A 17,420-nucleotide genomic window follows, 5' to 3' on the forward strand; every position below is an offset into this window, starting at 1 on the left:
ACAGAATCCGTCACCAATCTTGACAGTCCACCTCGACGCGGGCTTCTGGGGTTGCTGCGGATGACGCGGCTTCCTACGTTGAGGCTCATGAAGTCGACCATCGTGGAGATCCTCGCCCCCCAACCTTCGAGTTGGTACAAGAACCAAACCAGTACGGCTGCCAGAGGCGGTTGTAGCCAGCACGGAACTCCTCCCTGTCATGACGCGATCGTCGCCAGCGTGATTCTCGCTGACGCCGGCAGCGAAAACATTCAGTGGGCTGTCTGCCAGCGAGGCCTTGAAGAACTCCAGAGCGGTCAGACCGGAGAGCACATCTGATCCGTAGGAAACGGCATGTGGCTCATCCGTGGCCTCCTGCCCTGCTGAAACGACGGATATGGGTTGATGACATGTGATCGTGTGAGGCGGTGTTGCTGTACGCGCTGCTGTACAGCACTCCTCCACGAACTGCGGGGACGTCGGGCGTGGTCCCCGATTGGCGGTGATTGAAACGAGATCTCTAGACGAGACGATCCGGGGTGCCCTCCCAGTACGGGGAGGATCGAGAAAGGACAGCCCGGATGAGGCGATGGACCGCCACGATGACCGTCGCGATAGCCGTGTCCGTCGCTGTGACTGGACCCGGCACAGCCACTCATGCTCAGGCGGCTTCTGCCAGCCCGGCCGACATGCTCAGGCGTCAGCTAGTCGAGAACCGTGGTGTGACCATGTCACAGATCACCACGTGGAGGGAGGCAGGGGGAGGAGCGAGTTACCGGAAGAAGATCCGCGCCGAGCTCGGCAAGGGCACGGTAACGGCCACCGACATCAGGGAAATCGCCGGTCCCGGCGTTCCTCAACCTGCGCCACGGTATCTCACGTTCAAGGGTCGGACGTACTGTCAGGGCTGGATCTGCCCCGTTCCTGAAGGGAAGAGCTGGGTCCTCCTCTCCGAGAACGAGAAGACCCGTCCCTTCCTACAGTCCGGCGGGATCGACCTCGCCCATCCGGGCGCACTGAAGGCGGTACTGGCCACGACTGAGTCCAAACATCGTGGAGGCGCCTACGACAACACCCGCACCACCGTCTACCAGGGAACAAGCACCTTCGGCGACCTCTACAAGGTGTCACCCGCTTTCCGCGACCAACACGATGGGACGCCCACCGGGAAGTACGCGAAGACAGAGCTCTCATGGCAGCTCTGGCTCGGAGAGGACCAACTGGTACGCAGGGTCCGGACCTCCTGGCCCGAACAGCTCGGCAAGCGCTCGATTTCCAACGTCGTGGACGCCCGCCTGACTGGCTGGGGTGCCAAGGCCGATATCGCAGCCCCCTCCGCAGACGAGACCGCGGGACCGGACGATTGGAGGAATTCTCCATCCTAAACCTCCCCACCGAGCGGTGAGCGGTCTTCACCTCTAACTGGCACCCCTGACTTCCTGCTTGCAAACGGGAGCCAGCCATAACCCCGATCGATCGTTCCCCTGGTCAAGCGGCAGGTGATGGCTGCCGGTGTGTGGATGTATACGTCGGCGTTGCTGTACGTCGCTGCTGTACAGCAAGCGGCGAACGCCCAGCCAGCTCATTCGATGGCGGAGAGATCCGAACCGCACAGCCCGCCATGCTAAAGGAGTAGAAGCTCTACGGCAGAGACGAGTAATGTGGGCCACATCCCCCAGTTCAGCACACTAACTCCACTCTCCACCTCTCCTTCGCTCACCTGGGGCATAGTTCTTTTGTCAACAACTCCATATCCTCGCTACGCTTCCATTAAGAGTTTCTAACCGGCTGCCTTCAGGGGGCGACCCGTGGTCCCGGTCATCGACACTGTTGAGTATCGAGAGTGGTTGGCCAATTTTCCTACACAGTACCATCCAGCTGCGGAACTGTTGGTAAGTGCGCTGCACTATCTGGACGAGACCACGTTCAGATCGAATCTAACTGAACAGATTCTCCGTGACTTTTCTGGCGCATTGATCACACCGCCGGCTCTAGTCGTTCCGATGAGGACAGGCCCGGAAATGGGTTATCGCGGGCCCGAACGCCCAGTCATCTTTGAGAACGTCCTGCCTCGCAATGCACTACCGGTGCCGAATACAGGAAGCGAGGCCCTATGCGCCAACATCATAAGAAATTTGGGAAAAGGGCAGGCGGGAGAGCTGGGAATCATTCCTCTGCCACGCACCTTGGATGATCTCAGAATAAGAAAGGTCAGTTCGGTCGTTCTGATCGGCGACTACGCAGGTAGCGGCAGCCAGGCGATTGAGGCAGCCAAAATCTGGACGCGGAACTCCTCAATCCGCAGCTGGCGCTCCTACAAGTTGATCAAAATTCATGTCATCGTCCATTCGGCATCTGTCACCGCGAGGAAAGCGTTGGATCGAGAGCCAAGCATCGACCGCCTATCCACAGTGGGGGTCGCCCCAGACTTCGACAGTGCCGGCTGGTCGGAAGAGCAACGAAGGGACGTCGAGGACTTCTGCGCAAGGTTCGCCCGGCGTCACCACGACAACGGTCTGGGGTGGAAGGGATCGGCGGGCCTGTTCGTTATGCAACACAAGGCGCCCAATAACCTGCCAATGGTCCTCTGGCAGACGAAGGGCCCAAGCCGCCGCGACAACGGCTGGTACTCACTCCTTCCCGATGGACGCGTTCCAGAACACGTCGGCAATGCACTCACTACGCAGAACCAGCAGAGGAGGGAACGGAGCCTGAGTAGCAGCCCGGGGCGCGAGCACGCAATCGGTCACGCTCTCTGGCCCGTATTGGATGCCGTCCAGCAGGGCGCACGCACCCCGGATCGAGTCTCGGCTCTCGTAAACATCCCCCTAGCGCACTCGACACGCGTGCTCGCAGAGTTGGTCGATGGCGGGTACCTCGATGCCCGGGGCTACTTGACAGACCGAGGCAGGAGACTCCTGCGATCCGATGTCCGACCAATAGGCCGATATCGGTTGAGTGGTTCAGACGATCCCTACTATCCTCAGAGGTTGAGGAGGGCCGGTGACATCTAGTGCGTCCGATACCTCGCGTATCGACGCGGAATGGTGGTTGTTCCGACGACCACCCGGCATTCGATGTGATCGGGTGCTGCGGACGATCCTGCTACCGCCTGAGGGGTGTCCTCGCGCTTCCTCCTACGGGGCCTGGCGCGAGAGGACACCCTTGGGCTTCAGGCGGAAGGACATCAAAGGTAGATGATCACCGACTCACCTCACCTTTATGTCCGCAACGGTCTTGCCGCGGGGCTGCCTATCGAATTACTGGACCTTTTCGTCCGGCGAGCTCAGGCGACGGAACAACAAGGGATCCGCGCAGTTCTCACACTTAAGCATCTAGCGCACCAGACCGGAGCTGATCACAGGTATTTGCGAGATATTGTTGGAAGGGAAATCGACCCGTACACGGAATTTGAGCTGCGCGGAAAACGTCGAATCTCCTCGCCAAGGGCACCGCTTCTCGCTGTGCAGAAATGGATGCTCACGCATATTCTCAACCATGTCCCTTGCCATCCATCGAGCTTTGCCTACGAGCGCCAAAAGTCGGTCGCGCAATGCGCGCGGCGGCATCTGGGAGCGAATTGGCTGGTGAAGTTGGACATGCACGACTTCTTCGCTAGCATCGACGAACGCCAAATATTCCACGTGTTCAGTGAACTCGGCTTTGGGCGCCTTGTCTCCTTCGAACTGGCCAGACTCTGTACTCGACCCGGAATCGGAGCTCGGCACAGCGTCGCGGCGGAAAAGGCCGCGTCCTCTGCAGATTACACCGTGATCGACAAGTACCAGACCGCTGTTGGCCTAGGATTTCTTCCTCAAGGCAGCCCGACCAGCGGAGCTCTAGCCAACCTTGTGATGCGGGATGCCGATATGCAGATTGCCGAGGCAGTCGCGGGCACTGGAATCGTATATACGAGATACGCCGATGATATCGCCTTTTCTACGTCTAGAAAATTCTCTCGCCGAGAAGCGTCAGAGCTAATTCGGATGACCGACCATATACTAGGGCGCAGTGGCTTCTTGCGTCACAACAAAAAGACACAGGTGATTCCACCTGGCGCTCGGAAAATTGTGCTCGGCCTGCTGGTAGACGGCGACCGCCTCAGAATTCCTGTCGATGCCCGGAATCGTATTATCAACGATATTTGGGGCGCCGAGCGATTCGGCCTGCCAGCGCATGCGCGGCATCGCGGTTTTTCTTCCACGATCTCCTTTGGAGAGCGCCTTGCGGGCATGCTGGCGTACTGCCACGATGTGGATCCGAAATGGACCGCGCCTCTGTGGCGGAGATGGGCGAAGATTCTTAGCGACTATGAGATCCGCTGAGATAGGAGCATCCGGAGGCTGGTCGTGCCGGATAGTGTTTTGATGAATAGCTTTCCCGGCTGGCCTGATTACTGAGAGATGTAGCGTGGGCACAACCCATCTCCAGCAACTCCCTCCCGTCCTGACGCCGTCCGACGTTCCCGAACTAATCCCGAAGGCCTGACCAGGATGAGAAACCGGTCGGCAATGAGGACGAGCTAGAGCATGCCTGTGGTTGGGGGCTGGCGCCGCTGCTCAGCCATGTGACGCCGTACGGGACGATCAGGCTGCGTGAGGCGGCGTTGCTGTACCTCCCTGCTGTACAGCAGACCAGAACAACCCGTGTATCCGGTGGCAAGCCGACCCGGAGCGCAGGGCCGTCAGGCCCGAGCACCGGAAGCGGCGCGGCAGCCCGGGTGTCCACCCTTGGGCCGGACACCCAACCTGTTCACCTACTCCGAGCTTGTTCAGACAGGGATAGATCGCAGCCACGAGAACTTCCGGCAATTAGATCGTAGAGGAGACATGCGGAAGTACCTGGCGAAGCACCCTATTGGTCCCCTAGGATTTGAGATCTGCTCAATCTGAAAGCAGACACGGCCTGCCCTCACCGAGGAGGAATATGCCTGGCTTGTCGCATTCAAAGCTAAAGCTATGGAATTCCATGAAGGATTTCAAGCCTACGACGCAACTAACCAGCATGAAATTTGCGGACGATGCAGCCTTCGCTGGGCAAAGTATACAGGTTGAACCGTTCACGGTACTATGCGGAGCCCATGGCTCAGGGAAATCCACTCTCCTTCATTACATCGCAGAGTGCTTGCAAAGAGAAAGCACTCACCCCGACAACCCGCCCTTCGTTGGAGGTCGCAGTTGGAGACGTGACCAGGCTGGCTACCTAGGTGGCCACATAGAATTCACGATCCGAGATGATGAGGGGCACCATATTCTACAACAGAACCTAGGCCTGGTGGATGCCACTAAGTCCCAGATGGTAATTTCTCACCGCAGATTTAAAGGATGCTATCCATTCCTCTTCACCCCGTTCGATTCCATGCTCTTTCCGGAATTCTTCGATCATCATAACTTTAAACAGGGTAATGTCGAGCAAGCGGGAGCAGAGATCCTTCAGACTCGAAAGGATTTGGATGCCCTTCGAGAGATACTTGGCGTGCCATATGACGAAGTGGTTTATGTTCCTTCTCATATAGAAGACGGCGCACCAATATTTCCCTATGTGAGAGCTCGGGTAGGTGATGCATGGCTCGACTCTTCCTCGATGAGTTACGGGGAACTGGTCGTCCATAAGTTGCGTTGGGAGGTTCGGCACCCCTCCGAAAGGACCGTGATCCTCCTCGACGAGCCCGAAGCAAATATCGCGCCCCGAGGTCACGCGGCTCTTCTGGATGAGCTAGCTCGCTTGGCGAGGGCTGCCAATGTACAAGTGATTATGACCACTCATTCGCCCGCTTTTATTAATCGGGTTCCACAGGACTGGATCAGGATCTGCGTCCGTAGAGGGAAGAGTGCATCCCTGCTTACCCCAAGCCGCCCTTCGGATTTACGTGATGCTCTTGGCGTGGAGAGTCCACTCAAATATTTCATCGTAGTTGAAGATTTTGTAGCTGAAGCAATATTGAGGATGATTCTTGTCGCCCACAGATTCCCAGCTCTGAGTGAAACTGAAATCCTGAAGGCCGGTTCCTGGCGTGACGCTATAACTACCGTTACTGGGCTCTCTACGTCGCGCCGAGTCCGGTCCGCCGCCGTACTGGACGGAGATCAGAGGGATGACAGAGCCGCGCGAACGCCATCCACTGGAATCGTTTTCCTTCCGGGAAACGCCCCGCCCGAGAAGGTTGTACTGGAATATGCGGCTCAATATCCCGAGGAACTTGCAATGCGGCTGCATTGCTCCGAAGCTTCGATCAACATCTACCTTGCCGAGCTCGCCGGCCTGGAGCATCATCAGTGGCTGGACTTACTGTCTAATCGCACGGGACAGGACAGGCAGCATTGTCTACGCTCCGCATTTAGTATTTGGCATTCCAGTCCGGCCAATATGCGCGAGGCGGAAGAGTTGGCCCAAAGCATCGAGACACTCCTGCTTAGCGAATGATCCGAGGTATGCATCATCCACAGGGACCAAGGATCGGCGGCGTGCGAGGGATCAGGTTCTACCCAGCCACCCCATTGGGCTCAACCGGAGCAAGAGGAGCCCTTCGGGGGCAAAGAGCCTCGCAAAACTATAATCAGACCACCGCAGGCTACGGCTTTGCGCCGACATGTTGCGTATCCCGTGATGTGTCTCGACCGGTCAAGGTCGTTTCCTGTGGTGGTTGGGGCGCGCGGGGCGTGCTGGCCGCGACCGGCCGGAGAGCCGCAGCGCGGCCAGCGATCGCCCCGACGCGCGCCGACCGCCGCAGGCGGGCGGCCTTGATGACGTGGAGAGAAGTTGCTTTCTGGTCGGACCACATCGGACCATGGCTGCTGGGACCATGGCTGTGTCTGAGTTACTTGCTGTGGGGTCGTGCGGTGGTCCAGGTGCGGTTGAAGCTGCTGAGGTAGGTGGCGGCTGGTCCTTGCTCGTCGCTGTGGGTGAGGTGCATGACGGGGGCGTTGGCTGCTGGGGTGCCGTAGGCGTGGGTGTTGACGAGGAGTTGGTCGTCGGCGCGGTAGATGGAGTTGTAGAGCACGGTGTGGTGGAGCCGGATTTCGACGTCTGGGGCGTCGAGTAGGGGTCGGCACAGGGTGAGGGCGTTCTTGACTCTGGCTGCCATCACCTCGGCTCCGATTCCTTCGTCGGTTCCGCGGGTGGCGACTTCCGGCCCCTCAGGGTCACCCAGGAGAATGCGGACCTTGACGCCGGCCGTGGCTCGTTCGGTGAGGATGCGGAGGACTGCTGCGTCTTCGGCGAGGAACAGGGCGCTGTAGGCGAGGATGCCGATTTCCTGGCGGGCTGCGCTGAAGAGGTTGCGCCAGGTCGGCTGTGGGACGGCCCAGCGGTGTGGGTAGATCCCCTGGACGCCGTCGGCGAGTACCCGGTGCCGTGGGGTGGTTTCCGGCCAGAGGTCGCCCTCGTCGACCTGGAGGAGGTCGGCGATGGCGTAGCGGTGGCGAGGGTAGGGGATGCGGCCGTTGAGCCATCTGCTGACGGTCTTGGGGTCGACGGTCAGGGCGGCGGCGACGTCCGTGGTGCTGAGCCGGGCGGCGGCCAGTGCGTAGCGGAGGTTGTTGTTCATGTGAGCGGGGTGCTCCTCTCGCAGAACGGCCCTTCCTGCGACGTTAACATCAGACGTCCCTAGACGTCCCCGAGTTGCGGTGTTCTCGCCCCTGGCTTCGGGGCGAATCTCGACGCACACGAGAAACCGCACGAACGTCAGGGAGGACGAGGATGCAGCTGAGCCGGACCGTCAAGGAGCAGCAGCAGGCCTACGCGAAGCGGCTGCTGCTCGTGCTGGGCAAGCAACTCGCGGCGCGGGACATCACACCTGTGCTCGTCGACACCGAGGATGGGCGGCCGGCCCTGGAGGTGGCCGACATCCGGCACAGGACGAGGCGGGTGTTCGCACATCTGCCCTTCTGCTGGTTCTACTGGGGTGATCAGCACGACGAACGGGTGTCATGCCTGCAGATGGGTGACGCCGTGGATCGGATCGAGCGGGCCGTACGCGAAGGATGGCCTGAGGGCGAACAGGGCGACCTCCGCATCAACCTGGGCAAGATGCTCGACGCCTACGGCAGTTGACCTTGTGGCCGCGGAGGGGTGGCTGACCGGCGGTCAGGTCTATGACCAGATCGCCGATCGGCTTCGGGTGCGAATCCGCTCGGAGGAGTTTTCGCCGGGGAGTGTGCTGCCGTCCGAGGCGGAGCTGTGTCAGGTCTTCGGGGTGGCGCGTAACACGGTACGGCGGGGGCTGGCGATCCTGGAAGACGAGGGATTGCTGGTCACCGTCCCGTCCAGGGGGCGCGTGGTGTTCGGAGGGACGACCATGCCCCCGTACCGCTACCAGGTGATCGCGGCGCGGCTGCGGGAGCGGATCGTGCGCGGCGACCTCGCGCCTGGTGCCGGGTTGCCGAGTGAGGTCGAGTTGCGACGGCAGTTTCGGGTGTCGCGTAACACCGTGCGTCAGGCGCTGTCCGTGCTGGAGCGCGAGGGGCTCGTCGTGGCGGAGCAGGGCCGGGGGCGCTTCGTCCGGCGGGACCTGGGCGAGGGAGGACGTCCCAGGACGTCTGGCCTCGCCCCCTAGATTCGTATATGCCCCAGATGTCTATCGTGAGGGCCGTGGGACATATCGAATGGGCATACGGCCTGGCCAAAGACCTGCTGGAGACGACCCTGCCGCGTCGCTGGGCGCACACCCAGGGGGTCGCCGGCCAGGCCGAAACCCTCGCTCCGATCCTCGGCGCGGACGCTGACACGCTGGTGGCCGCCTGTCTGCTGCATGACATCGGGTACGCCCCGGACCTGGTCGACACCGGCATGCACCAGCTCGACGGTGCCCGCTACCTGCGTGACGTGGCCGGAGCTGACGAACAGTTCTGCCGCCTGGTGGCCTACCACTCGTGCGCGGACAACGAGGCCCGGCAACGTGAACTGCTGGAGGTGCTGGTCAAGGAGTTCGACCAGGAGCGGCCGGAGCTGGCCAGGGCGCTGACGTACTGCGACATGACCACCGGCCCGGACGGCCGGCTCCTGGCCGTGCGCGACCGGCTGGCGGAGATCCACTCTCGGTACGGCCCCGAGCACGTGGTGAGCCGGTCGATCAGTGACGCGACGCCGTGCATCGTATCGTCGGTGCGGGCGGTGGAGGCGGCGCTATCCGATGTGCGGGAGCCCGACGCCGGATAGGTAGTGCTCGATGCGCATCCGCATCGACCGGTCCATCGGCAGCGACGTGATCTTGTCCGGGGCCACCCAGTGCACCTCTCGGGACTCGTCGCTCGGCGTCGGCCGGCCGCTCAGAGGGCGAGCTGTGAGGACGATGGAGAACTCCTGGCGGGCCTCGCCGTTGGAGGTGTAGAGGATCACGTGCCGGGGGTCGCTGTAGGTGCCGACCAGGCCGGTGATCTCGCAGGTGATCCCGGTCTCTTCGAGAGTCTCGCGGACGGCGGCCGCGGGGATGGACTCGCCCAGGTCGATCGCGCCGCCGGGCACGGCCCAGTTGTCGTTGTCACTGCGGCGGATCATCAGGACGTCCCCAGCCGGGTTGGTGACGATGACGTTGACGGACGGCACCAGGCTGTTCGCTGCCGGGGCGTCGGGGTCGTCGTAGTAGTCGATCCGCTTGGCCATGGCTCAAGACCCTATCGGCCGGGCGTCGTCCCAGACGCGTTCGAAGCTGGTGGCGTAGGTGGTGACCATGTCGCCGCCGACCACCTTGCGGAGGTGGAGGACGGGCGCGTTGCCTGCGGGGACTCCGTACACGTGGGTGTTGACGAGGTACTGATCGTCAGCGCGGTAGATCGAGTTGTACAGCACCGACGAATGCAGGCGGAACTCGACGTTGACTCGTTCGATCAGCGGCCGGTAGAGAACGAGTACATTGCGGATCTTGAAGGCCATGCCGTCGTCGATGCCCTCGTCCTTGCCGCGCTGGGCCACCTCGGCACAGTCCGGGTCGCCGAGCAGGATGCGCACACGCACGCCCGCATCGGCCTTCTCGCTGAACATGCGCAGCATCCCGGCGTCGTCGGCGAGAAAGAGTCCGCTGTAGACCAGCACCCCGATCTCCTCGGACGCCCCAGAGAACAGTCGTCCCCACACGTCCCGAGGAACGGCCCACCGATGCGGGTAGACGGTGACGATCTCGCTTTCGGACGCTGAGGCGACCTGGTCGCGAGTCAGCGCCTCCGGCCAGAGGTAGGTCTCTTCTGTTTCGAGGTACGAAGCCACCGCAAATCGGTGCTTTCGGTACGGCGCCCGGCCCTTGGTAACCCATCGTTCGACCGTTTTGGGGTCGACCGCAATGGCCTCCGCCAACTGGGCGATGGTCACGCCGCGCTGCAACAGGGCCGCTCGCAACCTCTCGTTCGCCATGTCACCTGCTCAAGAGGACGTCCGGGGACCCGTCCATCGTAGGCGGGACGTCTTGAACATGTCCCGTCGTGTAGTGATCTCGTCCTAACGCTGCGTCGCATTCTCGGTTGCACAACGCCACAACGGCAGCAACCGAAGGAGGAGATGCACTCATGAACAACGAGATCACCATCCCGGGCGAGTCCCCCGCGTGCGACTGCGGCAACGCCCTGACCGAGGGCCAGACCCAGTGCTCCAAGTGCCTGGCGCGGAACCGGTGGGCGCGCAAGGAGCGGGCCCGGAACCGGCGTAACCGCCGGCGGACCGAGAGCAAGCGTCCCCCGCGCGGTCCCCGCGCCGCGATCGCGATGGGGGTGAGCTGGACGTGAGCTGGCTTCCGCTGATCATCGCTGTCCTGCTCAGCGCCACTCTGCTGGTCGGCTTCGTCATGGTCCTGGTCGGCATCCGCCGACAGGACAAGGCACTGAGCCTGCGCCGGCACCCCGGCGGGGCTTCGGCCGCGCTGGCGCGGAAGGTTACCGGCTGCTACGTCCGGGGCGGTGTGACGTGGACGTAGCCAACTGCTCCTCGACCTTCGCGAGGCGTACCGACAGGTCCCGCACGGCGGCGCGCAGCTCGATCAGGTCGGCTGGCTCGTCGCCGGCGGGGCGCTCCTCCGCATCCCGGACGAACACGCCCTTGCCCTGCTGGCCGACCACGAGGCCCTCGTTGCGCAGGATGCCGACGGCCATCTTCACCACGCTCAGCGAGGCGTCGTACCGGTCGGCGAGTTGCGCGGTGGACGGCAGTGGGGTTCCGGGCGCGAGGGAGCCGCCGTTGATCTGCGCGCGGAGATCGTCGGCGATCTGGAGGTAGCCGGGGCGCCCGGTGTTCTTGACCATCGCCGTCCATCACACCACGAAACATCGACCAAGCCAACCGAGAGGACGTTGACAACCAAGCCAACTAGGTTAACTATGTTGGTGAACGACGAAAGAGGAGGTCACAGCCCATGCGTTCCGTCCCGATCCCTGTGGATGTCAGCAAGCTCGCCATCACCTGCGTGAAGGCCCCGCGCCCGCGGGTGCTCAACCGCGACACCGGCGAGATCAAGACCGACAAGAACGGCAACACCGTCTTCGAGGTCACCGTCTCCGTCGAGGACGAGTTCGGCCGGATCGAACTCGTCAAGATCGGCATCACCGGCGAACCGCCCATCAGCGTGGGCGACCAGGTCAACGCCGTCGGCCTGCTCGGTTACGTCTGGGAGATCGCCGGCCGGTGGGGCATCGCCTACCGCGCCTCGGCGCTGCTCCCCGCGCGGGAATCCGCCGATGCGTGACGCGCTGGTAGTGCTCGCAGCCCTGGCCGCTGTCGCGGCCGGGCTGTGGGCCTGGCGCCGGTGGCACCCCGGCTCGTTCTGGCTGGTGGTCGGCTTCCCGCTGGTCGCCCTGTCGGTACGCGCCTCGTGGCGGCGGGTCGCCCTCGGCTGCGGACTGACCAAGAAGCGGCAGCGCTTCTGGTTCACCACCGTCCCCGGCCTGGTCGCTTCGACCGGCGTCGTCCGCGTCCGGCGCAAGTGGCAACGCATCGCCGTGGACACCAAGCCGTTCCTGTGGCCACCGCTGCCGACTCGGCACGGCTGGCGCGTCACCCTGCACACCTTGGAAGGCCAGACGCCTGGCGACTATGCCGATGCCGCCGAACGCCTCGCCCATTCCTGGGGCGTGCACGCCATCCGCGTCTCTTCGCCCGGTCCCGGCCGGGTCGTTCTCATGGCGACCATGCGCGACCCGCTGGTCAAGGTCGATGAGCTGCCGCCCTCGCCTGAGCTGCTCAAGGTGACCGTGGGGCGGCTGGAGACCGGCAAGCCGTGGATCATCGACTTCCGCATCGTGCCGCACTGGATCAACGCGGGCGCCACCCAATCCGGCAAGTCCAACCTGGCCAACGCGCTCATCGTGGGCCTCTCGCCGCAGCCGGTGGCGCTGGTCGGCTTCGACCTCAAGGGCGGGGTCGAGTTCACGCCGTACGCGCCCCGGCTGTCGGCACTGGCCACCTCCCGCGCCGAGTCGGTGACCCTGCTGTGTGACCTGGTCGGGCTGATGATCGACCGGATGGGGCTGTGCCGTCAGGCGGGTGCCCGCAACATCTGGCAGCTCCCGCCCGGCGTCCGCCCGGTCCCGGTCGTGGTCCTGGTGGACGAGCTGGCCGAGCTGTACCTGATGGCCGACAAGTCCGAGAAGGACGAAGTCGCCAAGACCTCGACCGCGCTGCTTCGGGTGGCGCAGCTCGGGCGGGCGTTCGGCATCTACCTGTTCTGCTGCGGCCAACGGATCGGCTCCGACCTCGGCCCCGGTGTCACCGCGCTCCGGGCTCAGTGCTCGGGACGGATCTGCCACAGGGTCAACGACCCGGAGACCGCGAACATGACCCTCGGTGACCTCGACCCGGCCGCGCTCGTCTCAGCCCGCGCCATCGCCGCCGAGACACCCGGCGTCGCCATCGTCGCCTCACAGGACGGCCAGTGGTACCGCGCCCGCTCCTTCTACGTCACCGAGCAGACCGCCGAACACGCCGCCCGTACGCACGCCCACCTCGCCCCGTCGTGGGACGAGGTCACCGCCCACCTGCCCGAACCCATCACCGCCTGAGAACCCGAAGGGAGGAACGATGCGACGCTTCGCCTGCTGGCTGCTCGACACCGGACCCGTTCTCGTCCTGGCCGCCATCGCGGGTGCCGGATCGTTCACCCACATCCGCGACACCGCCACCGAGCACGGACAGACCGGCTGGATGTCCTGGGCCGTCGCCGTCTGCATCGATCTGACCTGCGTCATGGCCGCCCGCGAACGCCAACGCGACAAGAAGGCCGGCACCAGCCGACGGGGTCCGCTCTCGTGGCCCGTCCTCGTCCTGACCGGGGGAGTCGTCCTGTCCCTGGCCGCCAATCTCGCCCAAGCCGGCCCGACCGTCTGGGGCTGGATCACCGCCGCTACCCCGGCCGGCGCCTTCCTCATCGCCGTCTCGATGCTGGAACGCCGCGCCACCCGTCCTGAACCGTCCGTCATCCCGGCGCCCTCGTCCCCGGCCCCGGAACCCGTCCTACAACACGCCCAGGACGAGCCGGAAGGCGATCTCGCGCCCGCGCTCATCCACTACGCCCGCCGAGTCGCCGACGAACACCACACCCGGCACGGCAAGCCCATCACCGCCGATGCCCTACGCGCCCACCTGGGCGTGTCCAACCAACTCGCGTCCGACCTGCTGCGCACCCTGCGCACCGCCTGAAAGGAGAACCGACCGATGACCCACGACCCTCGCACCGCTCTCATCAACGGCCTGCGCGACCTTGCCGCCTTCCTGGAAGCCCACCCTGACGTGCCCGTCACCACGAGCGTGACCGTCAACCACTTCCCCCGCCACCACACCGACGCCGAAAAGCGCGCCGACATCGACCAGATCGCCGCCCGCGTCGGCTCCACCATCGACCAGGCCGACATCCCGTACGGCCACTACTCCACCTCGCGCTTCTTCGGCCCCGTCGAATACCGCGCCGTCGCCATCCTGGCCGCCGCCCGCGCCCGCCACGACGCCGAAGCCACCTACCGCGGCTGCGTCCAACCCGACGCCTGATCAGGAGAACCACTCATGCGCATCCGCATCGACGGCACCCGAGCCGAAATCGTCGACGCCCTGCTCCGCCTACGCCTGCACTTCACCGTCTGCGCCGTCTCCCGCGTCTACCCCGATCGGGCCAAACCCCATCACTGGCGCGTCTACCTCACCACTCGCCCACGAGAAAGGAACTGACCCATGCCGGTGATCCACTACCGCTGCTGCACCTGCAACGGCACCGGTCTCGACTCCGACAGCGCCCGCTGCCTCGACTGCGACGGCACCGGCATCGACAACCACGGCGCATGACGCGCAGCGCCCCCGACCTGGCCGCACATCCGCCAAGACGACTGCCAGGTCGGAGGCCATCCCTTCACCCGAACGAGCGAAAGGAGGTCTCCATCTTGCCCACAACCCACGCCACCGCGCACGCAAAAGCGGGCATGATCGCCCGACTCAACCACCCCGACTACGACCGGTGGGCCAGCCAGATCCGCGCTACCGGCGGCTGCCGCCAACCGATCCACCTGCGCGGCAAGGTCGACCACTACGACCCCGCCACCGGCCGGCTCCTGCACCGCTACACCACCCGCACCGAGCCCGACGGCATCCTGCGCGTTCCGTGCAAGACCCGCCGCGCCTCCCGCTGCCCCGCCTGCGCCGAGACCTACCGAGGTGACACCTATCAGCTCATCCGCGCGGGCCTCGCCGGCGGCAAAGGCGTCCCCGAGAGCGTCACCACCCACCCGACCCTGTTCGTCACCCTCACCGCCCCGTCGTTCGGCCCGGTCCACACCCGCCGCGAACACAACGGAAAGGTCCAGCCCTGCCACGCCCGCCGCAACGCCACCACCTGCCCGCACGGCCGCGTCATGTCCTGCACTGCCCGCCACAGCAAAGACGACCCGCGCCTCGGCGAACCACTCTGCCCCGACTGCTACGACTACACCGGCTCCGTCCTGTTCAACGCCCTGGCCCCGCTCCTGTGGAAACGCTTCGCCGACTCCGTACGCCGCCACCTCGCCAAACTCGGCGGCCTACTCCTCAAAGAACTCCGCCACCACCTCACCCTCTCCTTCGCCAAAGTCGCCGAATACCAGCGCCGCGGCGTCGTCCACTTCCACGCCGTCATCCGCCTCGACGGCCCCGGCGGCCCCGAAGCACCACCACCGCCCTGGGCCACCACCGACACCCTGACCCACGCCATCCAACACGCCGCCAAGGCCGTCTCCGCCAAAGCTCCCGCCTACGCCGACCAGCCCGAACGGCCCCTGCACTGGGGCGACCAACTCGACATCCGCCCCATCACCCTGAACGGCGACCTCACCGACCAAGCCGTCGCCGGCTACATCGCCAAGTACGCCACCAAAGCCGCCGAATGCGTCGGCACCCTCGACCGCCGCATCAACCCACTCGACACCCTCGACGCCTACAACCTGCGCGACCACGCCCGCCGCCTCATCACCACCTGCATGCACCTCGGCACCCAACCGGACCTGGCCGAACTCCGCCTCGCCGACTGGGCCCACATGCTCGGCTTCCGCGGCCACTTCTCCACCCGCTCCCGCCGCTACTCCACCACCCTCGGAGAACTCCGAGCAGCCAGAGAGCACTTCGTTCACACCGAAGAGGTCACTCACGGACGCTTGCCTCTCTTCGACGAAGACGCCGTCCTCGTGATCAGCGAATGGCAGTACGTGGGCAAGGGTCACTCCGCCGGAGACGCCCTCCTCGCCGCCGCGCTCACAGGAATGCCGCTGACGACCGGCCAGCACACCGCAGGGAGCCGCCCATGACCCGGCTCCTCCTCACCGTCCCTGAGGCCGCGGAAGCCCTGGCCATCTCCCGCAGCAAGCTCTACCAACTGCTCGCCACCGGAGCTGTCGACTCCATCCGCATCGACGGCTCCCGCCGTATCCCCGTCTCCGCTCTCACCGACTACATCACCCACCTGACCAGGAAGGAGATCGCCGTATGACCCAGACCCTCGTCGGTACACCGGACGAGCAACCGCGCAAGAAGAAGGCGCCCAAACTGCGCGACGGCGTCATGAAGCGCGGCACCACCTGGTCATACGTGATCAGAGTCCGTGACCCCGAAACGGAGGAGAGCAAGCCGAAATGGGTCGGCGGCTTCGCCACAGAGGATGACGCCAAGGCCGCCCGGGACGAGGCGCGGGTCAAGGCCCGGCGTGGCGAGTACGTCGACCGCAACACGATCACCGTCCGCGAGTACCTCGACGAGTGGATCGAGGCCCACGCGGTCGAGATCAAGCCCAAGACGCTCGCGGATTACCGGCACATCATCGACCGGTACATCAAGCCCAATATCGGCAACCTGCGCCTACAGGCTGTCCGGGCCTCCACGGTCACCAAGCTGTATCGGGATCTGCGGGCCGGCGGCGGCAAGAATGGACGGCCGCTCTCCTCGCGCACGGTCGACTACGTCCACGCCGTGCTCCGGAAGGCATTCCGCGATGCCGTGAACGTCGATGAGATCCTGTCGTCCAGCCCGGTCGAGAAGGCCAAGCGCCCCCGTCGGGAGATCAGCGAGCCTGGCACCGTCTGGACCACGGACCAGCTAAAGATGTTCCTCCTCGCTGCTCGCGAGCATCGCCTCTGGCCCTTCTTCCACGTCGCGGCCTACACCGGTGCCCGCCGAGGCGAACTACTGCACCTTCGCTGGACCGACGTCGATCTCGATGCCAAGCAGATCACCATCCGCGGCTCGGCCTCGTTCATCGACGGGAAGCGGGTCGAAGGCACCACCAAGAGCGGCCGTAAGCGCGTCGTGAGCCTCGATGAGCGGACGGTCCTGGTCTTCCGTGGACAGCGCTCACAGCAGGCCGCAGACAAGCTCCAACTCGGCCCTGAGTGGCGCGGTACGGGCGATCATGTGTTCACGACTGGATGGGGCGAACCCGTTCACCCAGACACGCTCAGCTCGCTCTTCCCGATCCTGGTCAAGCGCTACAACCAGGCGAACCCTCGCACGCCGCTGCCGCACGCTCGGCTCCACGATCTTCGCCACATCCACGCCACGACCCTGCTCTTGGCAGGCGTCCCAGTTCACGTGGTCGCGGCCCGTCTCGGCCATGCCGACCCCTCGATCACCCTCCGGGTCTACGCCCACGTGATCCGCGCCGCCGAAGCATCGGCCGCCGACACCTTCGCCGAAGCGATCGGAGAGTGAAGGAGGACCCGTGTTAGCAAAGGTGTTAGCAAGATCTCGAGATTGTCCTGACAAACACAAAGGCCCGCTCCAGGGAATCCCTGGTGGCGGGCCTTTCTAGTGAGCGCGGCCGACAGGAGTCGAACCCGTAACCTTCTGATCCGTAGTCAGATGCTCTATCCATTGAGCTACGGCCGCTTGCTGCGTAAGCAAGCATAGCGGGTTTTGGGGTGTGCCTCGAACCAGAAACGGCAATCATGGGCGCGCCGGTTCGGTGGGTGGTGGGTTATGGGCGGTTTTGGGGGCGGTGACCTGGGGTTGGGCAGGGT

General features: G+C 64.2%; 21 protein-coding genes and 1 tRNA gene. 17 read left to right on the forward strand and 5 right to left on the reverse strand.

All coding sequences use genetic code 11. From position 1 onward, the window contains the following. Positions 1-87 precede the first annotated feature (87 nt). From FAF44_RS04335 to FAF44_RS04350, 4 genes are all read left to right on the forward strand, one after another. Positions 88-318 (forward strand): hypothetical protein, encoded by a 231-nt coding sequence (locus FAF44_RS04335; RefSeq protein ID WP_237101674.1) that lies wholly within the window; start codon positions 88-90, stop codon positions 316-318. 389 nt (positions 319-707) lie between these two features. Next, positions 708-1,364, forward strand: a complete 657-nt coding sequence (locus tag FAF44_RS04340; protein WP_237101675.1) for a hypothetical protein — start codon at positions 708-710, stop codon at positions 1,362-1,364. Positions 1,365-3,176: 1,812 nt separating this feature from the next. Beyond that, the gene (locus FAF44_RS04345) at positions 3,177-4,304 is read left to right on the forward strand and encodes a reverse transcriptase domain-containing protein (protein WP_237101676.1); all 1,128 of its coding nucleotides are present in this window, start codon (positions 3,177-3,179) and stop codon (positions 4,302-4,304) included. A 643-nt stretch (positions 4,305-4,947) separates the two neighbouring features. After that, positions 4,948-6,402, forward strand: coding sequence for an ATP-dependent endonuclease (locus tag FAF44_RS04350; RefSeq protein ID WP_237101677.1), 1,455 nt, complete (start codon positions 4,948-4,950; stop codon positions 6,400-6,402). A gap of 394 nt (positions 6,403-6,796) precedes the next feature. On the opposite strand, the gene FAF44_RS04355 is transcribed toward FAF44_RS04350, so the two are convergent. Then, entirely contained in the window at positions 6,797-7,525 is a 729-nt protein-coding gene (locus FAF44_RS04355; RefSeq protein ID WP_237101678.1) for a helix-turn-helix domain-containing protein, read from the reverse strand. Between the two features lie 152 nt (positions 7,526-7,677). Between FAF44_RS04355 and FAF44_RS04360 the strand changes: the two genes are divergently transcribed. The 3 genes from FAF44_RS04360 to FAF44_RS04370 are packed head-to-tail and all read left to right on the forward strand — an operon-like array spanning position 7,678 to position 9,135. Beyond that, on the forward strand, positions 7,678-8,031 hold the full coding sequence (locus tag FAF44_RS04360; protein ID WP_237101679.1) for a hypothetical protein: 354 nt from the start codon (positions 7,678-7,680) through the stop codon (positions 8,029-8,031). Positions 8,032-8,035: 4 nt separating this feature from the next. Beyond that, entirely contained in the window at positions 8,036-8,533 is a 498-nt protein-coding gene (locus FAF44_RS04365) for a GntR family transcriptional regulator (RefSeq protein WP_308193279.1), read from the forward strand. A 35-nt stretch (positions 8,534-8,568) separates the two neighbouring features. Then, entirely contained in the window at positions 8,569-9,135 is a 567-nt protein-coding gene (locus FAF44_RS04370) for an HD domain-containing protein (protein WP_237101681.1), read from the forward strand. Here the strand turns inward: FAF44_RS04370 and FAF44_RS04375 are convergent. Then, the gene (locus tag FAF44_RS04375) at positions 9,103-9,579 is read right to left on the reverse strand and encodes an NUDIX hydrolase (protein WP_237101682.1); all 477 of its coding nucleotides are present in this window, start codon (positions 9,577-9,579) and stop codon (positions 9,103-9,105) included. The genes FAF44_RS04370 and FAF44_RS04375 overlap by 33 nt on opposite strands. 3 nt (positions 9,580-9,582) lie before the next feature. After that, positions 9,583-10,323, reverse strand: coding sequence for a helix-turn-helix transcriptional regulator (locus FAF44_RS04380; protein ID WP_237101683.1), 741 nt, complete (start codon positions 10,321-10,323; stop codon positions 9,583-9,585). Positions 10,324-10,475: 152 nt separating this feature from the next. On the opposite strand from FAF44_RS04380, the gene FAF44_RS04385 reads away from it, so the two are divergent. Both FAF44_RS04385 and FAF44_RS04390 read left to right on the forward strand, forming a co-directional pair. Further along, complete coding sequence (locus FAF44_RS04385) at positions 10,476-10,691, forward strand: hypothetical protein (RefSeq protein ID WP_237101684.1); 216 nt, start codon at positions 10,476-10,478, stop codon at positions 10,689-10,691. Next, a complete protein-coding gene (locus tag FAF44_RS04390; protein WP_237101685.1) occupies positions 10,688-10,879 on the forward strand; it encodes a hypothetical protein in 192 nt (63 codons plus the stop codon). The genes FAF44_RS04385 and FAF44_RS04390 overlap by 4 nt, the downstream gene beginning before the upstream one ends. Here the strand turns inward: FAF44_RS04390 and FAF44_RS04395 are convergent. Next, positions 10,839-11,204: a winged helix-turn-helix domain-containing protein gene (locus FAF44_RS04395; protein ID WP_237101686.1), complete on the reverse strand. Its 366-nt coding sequence runs from the start codon at positions 11,202-11,204 to the stop codon at positions 10,839-10,841. The genes FAF44_RS04390 and FAF44_RS04395 overlap by 41 nt on opposite strands. Before the next feature lie 110 nt (positions 11,205-11,314). Between FAF44_RS04395 and FAF44_RS04400 the strand changes: the two genes are divergently transcribed. The 8 genes from FAF44_RS04400 to FAF44_RS04435 all read left to right on the forward strand — a co-directional run bounded on the left by FAF44_RS04400 (position 11,315) and on the right by FAF44_RS04435 (position 17,112). Beyond that, a complete protein-coding gene (locus FAF44_RS04400) occupies positions 11,315-11,644 on the forward strand; it encodes a hypothetical protein (protein WP_237101687.1) in 330 nt (109 codons plus the stop codon). Beyond that, complete coding sequence (locus FAF44_RS04405; protein ID WP_237101688.1) at positions 11,637-12,956, forward strand: FtsK/SpoIIIE domain-containing protein; 1,320 nt, start codon at positions 11,637-11,639, stop codon at positions 12,954-12,956. The genes FAF44_RS04400 and FAF44_RS04405 overlap by 8 nt, the downstream gene beginning before the upstream one ends. A 19-nt stretch (positions 12,957-12,975) precedes the next feature. Beyond that, positions 12,976-13,593 carry a DUF2637 domain-containing protein gene (locus tag FAF44_RS04410; RefSeq protein ID WP_237101689.1) on the forward strand — a complete coding sequence of 206 codons (618 nt, stop codon included), beginning with the start codon at positions 12,976-12,978 and terminating at the stop codon, positions 13,591-13,593. A 15-nt stretch (positions 13,594-13,608) separates the two neighbouring features. Continuing rightward, positions 13,609-13,938 carry a hypothetical protein gene (locus FAF44_RS04415; protein ID WP_237101690.1) on the forward strand — a complete coding sequence of 110 codons (330 nt, stop codon included), beginning with the start codon at positions 13,609-13,611 and terminating at the stop codon, positions 13,936-13,938. A gap of 15 nt (positions 13,939-13,953) precedes the next feature. After that, positions 13,954-14,115, forward strand: coding sequence for a hypothetical protein (locus FAF44_RS04420; protein ID WP_237101691.1), 162 nt, complete (start codon positions 13,954-13,956; stop codon positions 14,113-14,115). 209 nt (positions 14,116-14,324) lie between these two features. Further along, a complete protein-coding gene (locus tag FAF44_RS04425) occupies positions 14,325-15,716 on the forward strand; it encodes a replication initiator (RefSeq protein WP_308193280.1) in 1,392 nt (463 codons plus the stop codon). Beyond that, a complete protein-coding gene (locus FAF44_RS04430) occupies positions 15,713-15,898 on the forward strand; it encodes a helix-turn-helix domain-containing protein (protein WP_237101692.1) in 186 nt (61 codons plus the stop codon). The genes FAF44_RS04425 and FAF44_RS04430 overlap by 4 nt, the downstream gene beginning before the upstream one ends. Continuing rightward, on the forward strand, positions 15,895-17,112 hold the full coding sequence (locus FAF44_RS04435; RefSeq protein ID WP_237101693.1) for a site-specific integrase: 1,218 nt from the start codon (positions 15,895-15,897) through the stop codon (positions 17,110-17,112). Before FAF44_RS04430 ends, FAF44_RS04435 begins: the two co-directional genes overlap by 4 nt. A 104-nt stretch (positions 17,113-17,216) precedes the next feature. On the opposite strand, the gene FAF44_RS04440 is transcribed toward FAF44_RS04435, so the two are convergent. Beyond that, positions 17,217-17,289 (reverse strand) — tRNA-Arg (locus tag FAF44_RS04440). Between the last annotated feature and the right edge of the window lie 131 nt (positions 17,290-17,420).

The organism is Nonomuraea sp. MG754425 (genome assembly GCF_021699195.1).
Classification (GTDB): Bacteria; Actinomycetota; Actinomycetes; order Streptosporangiales; family Streptosporangiaceae; genus Nonomuraea.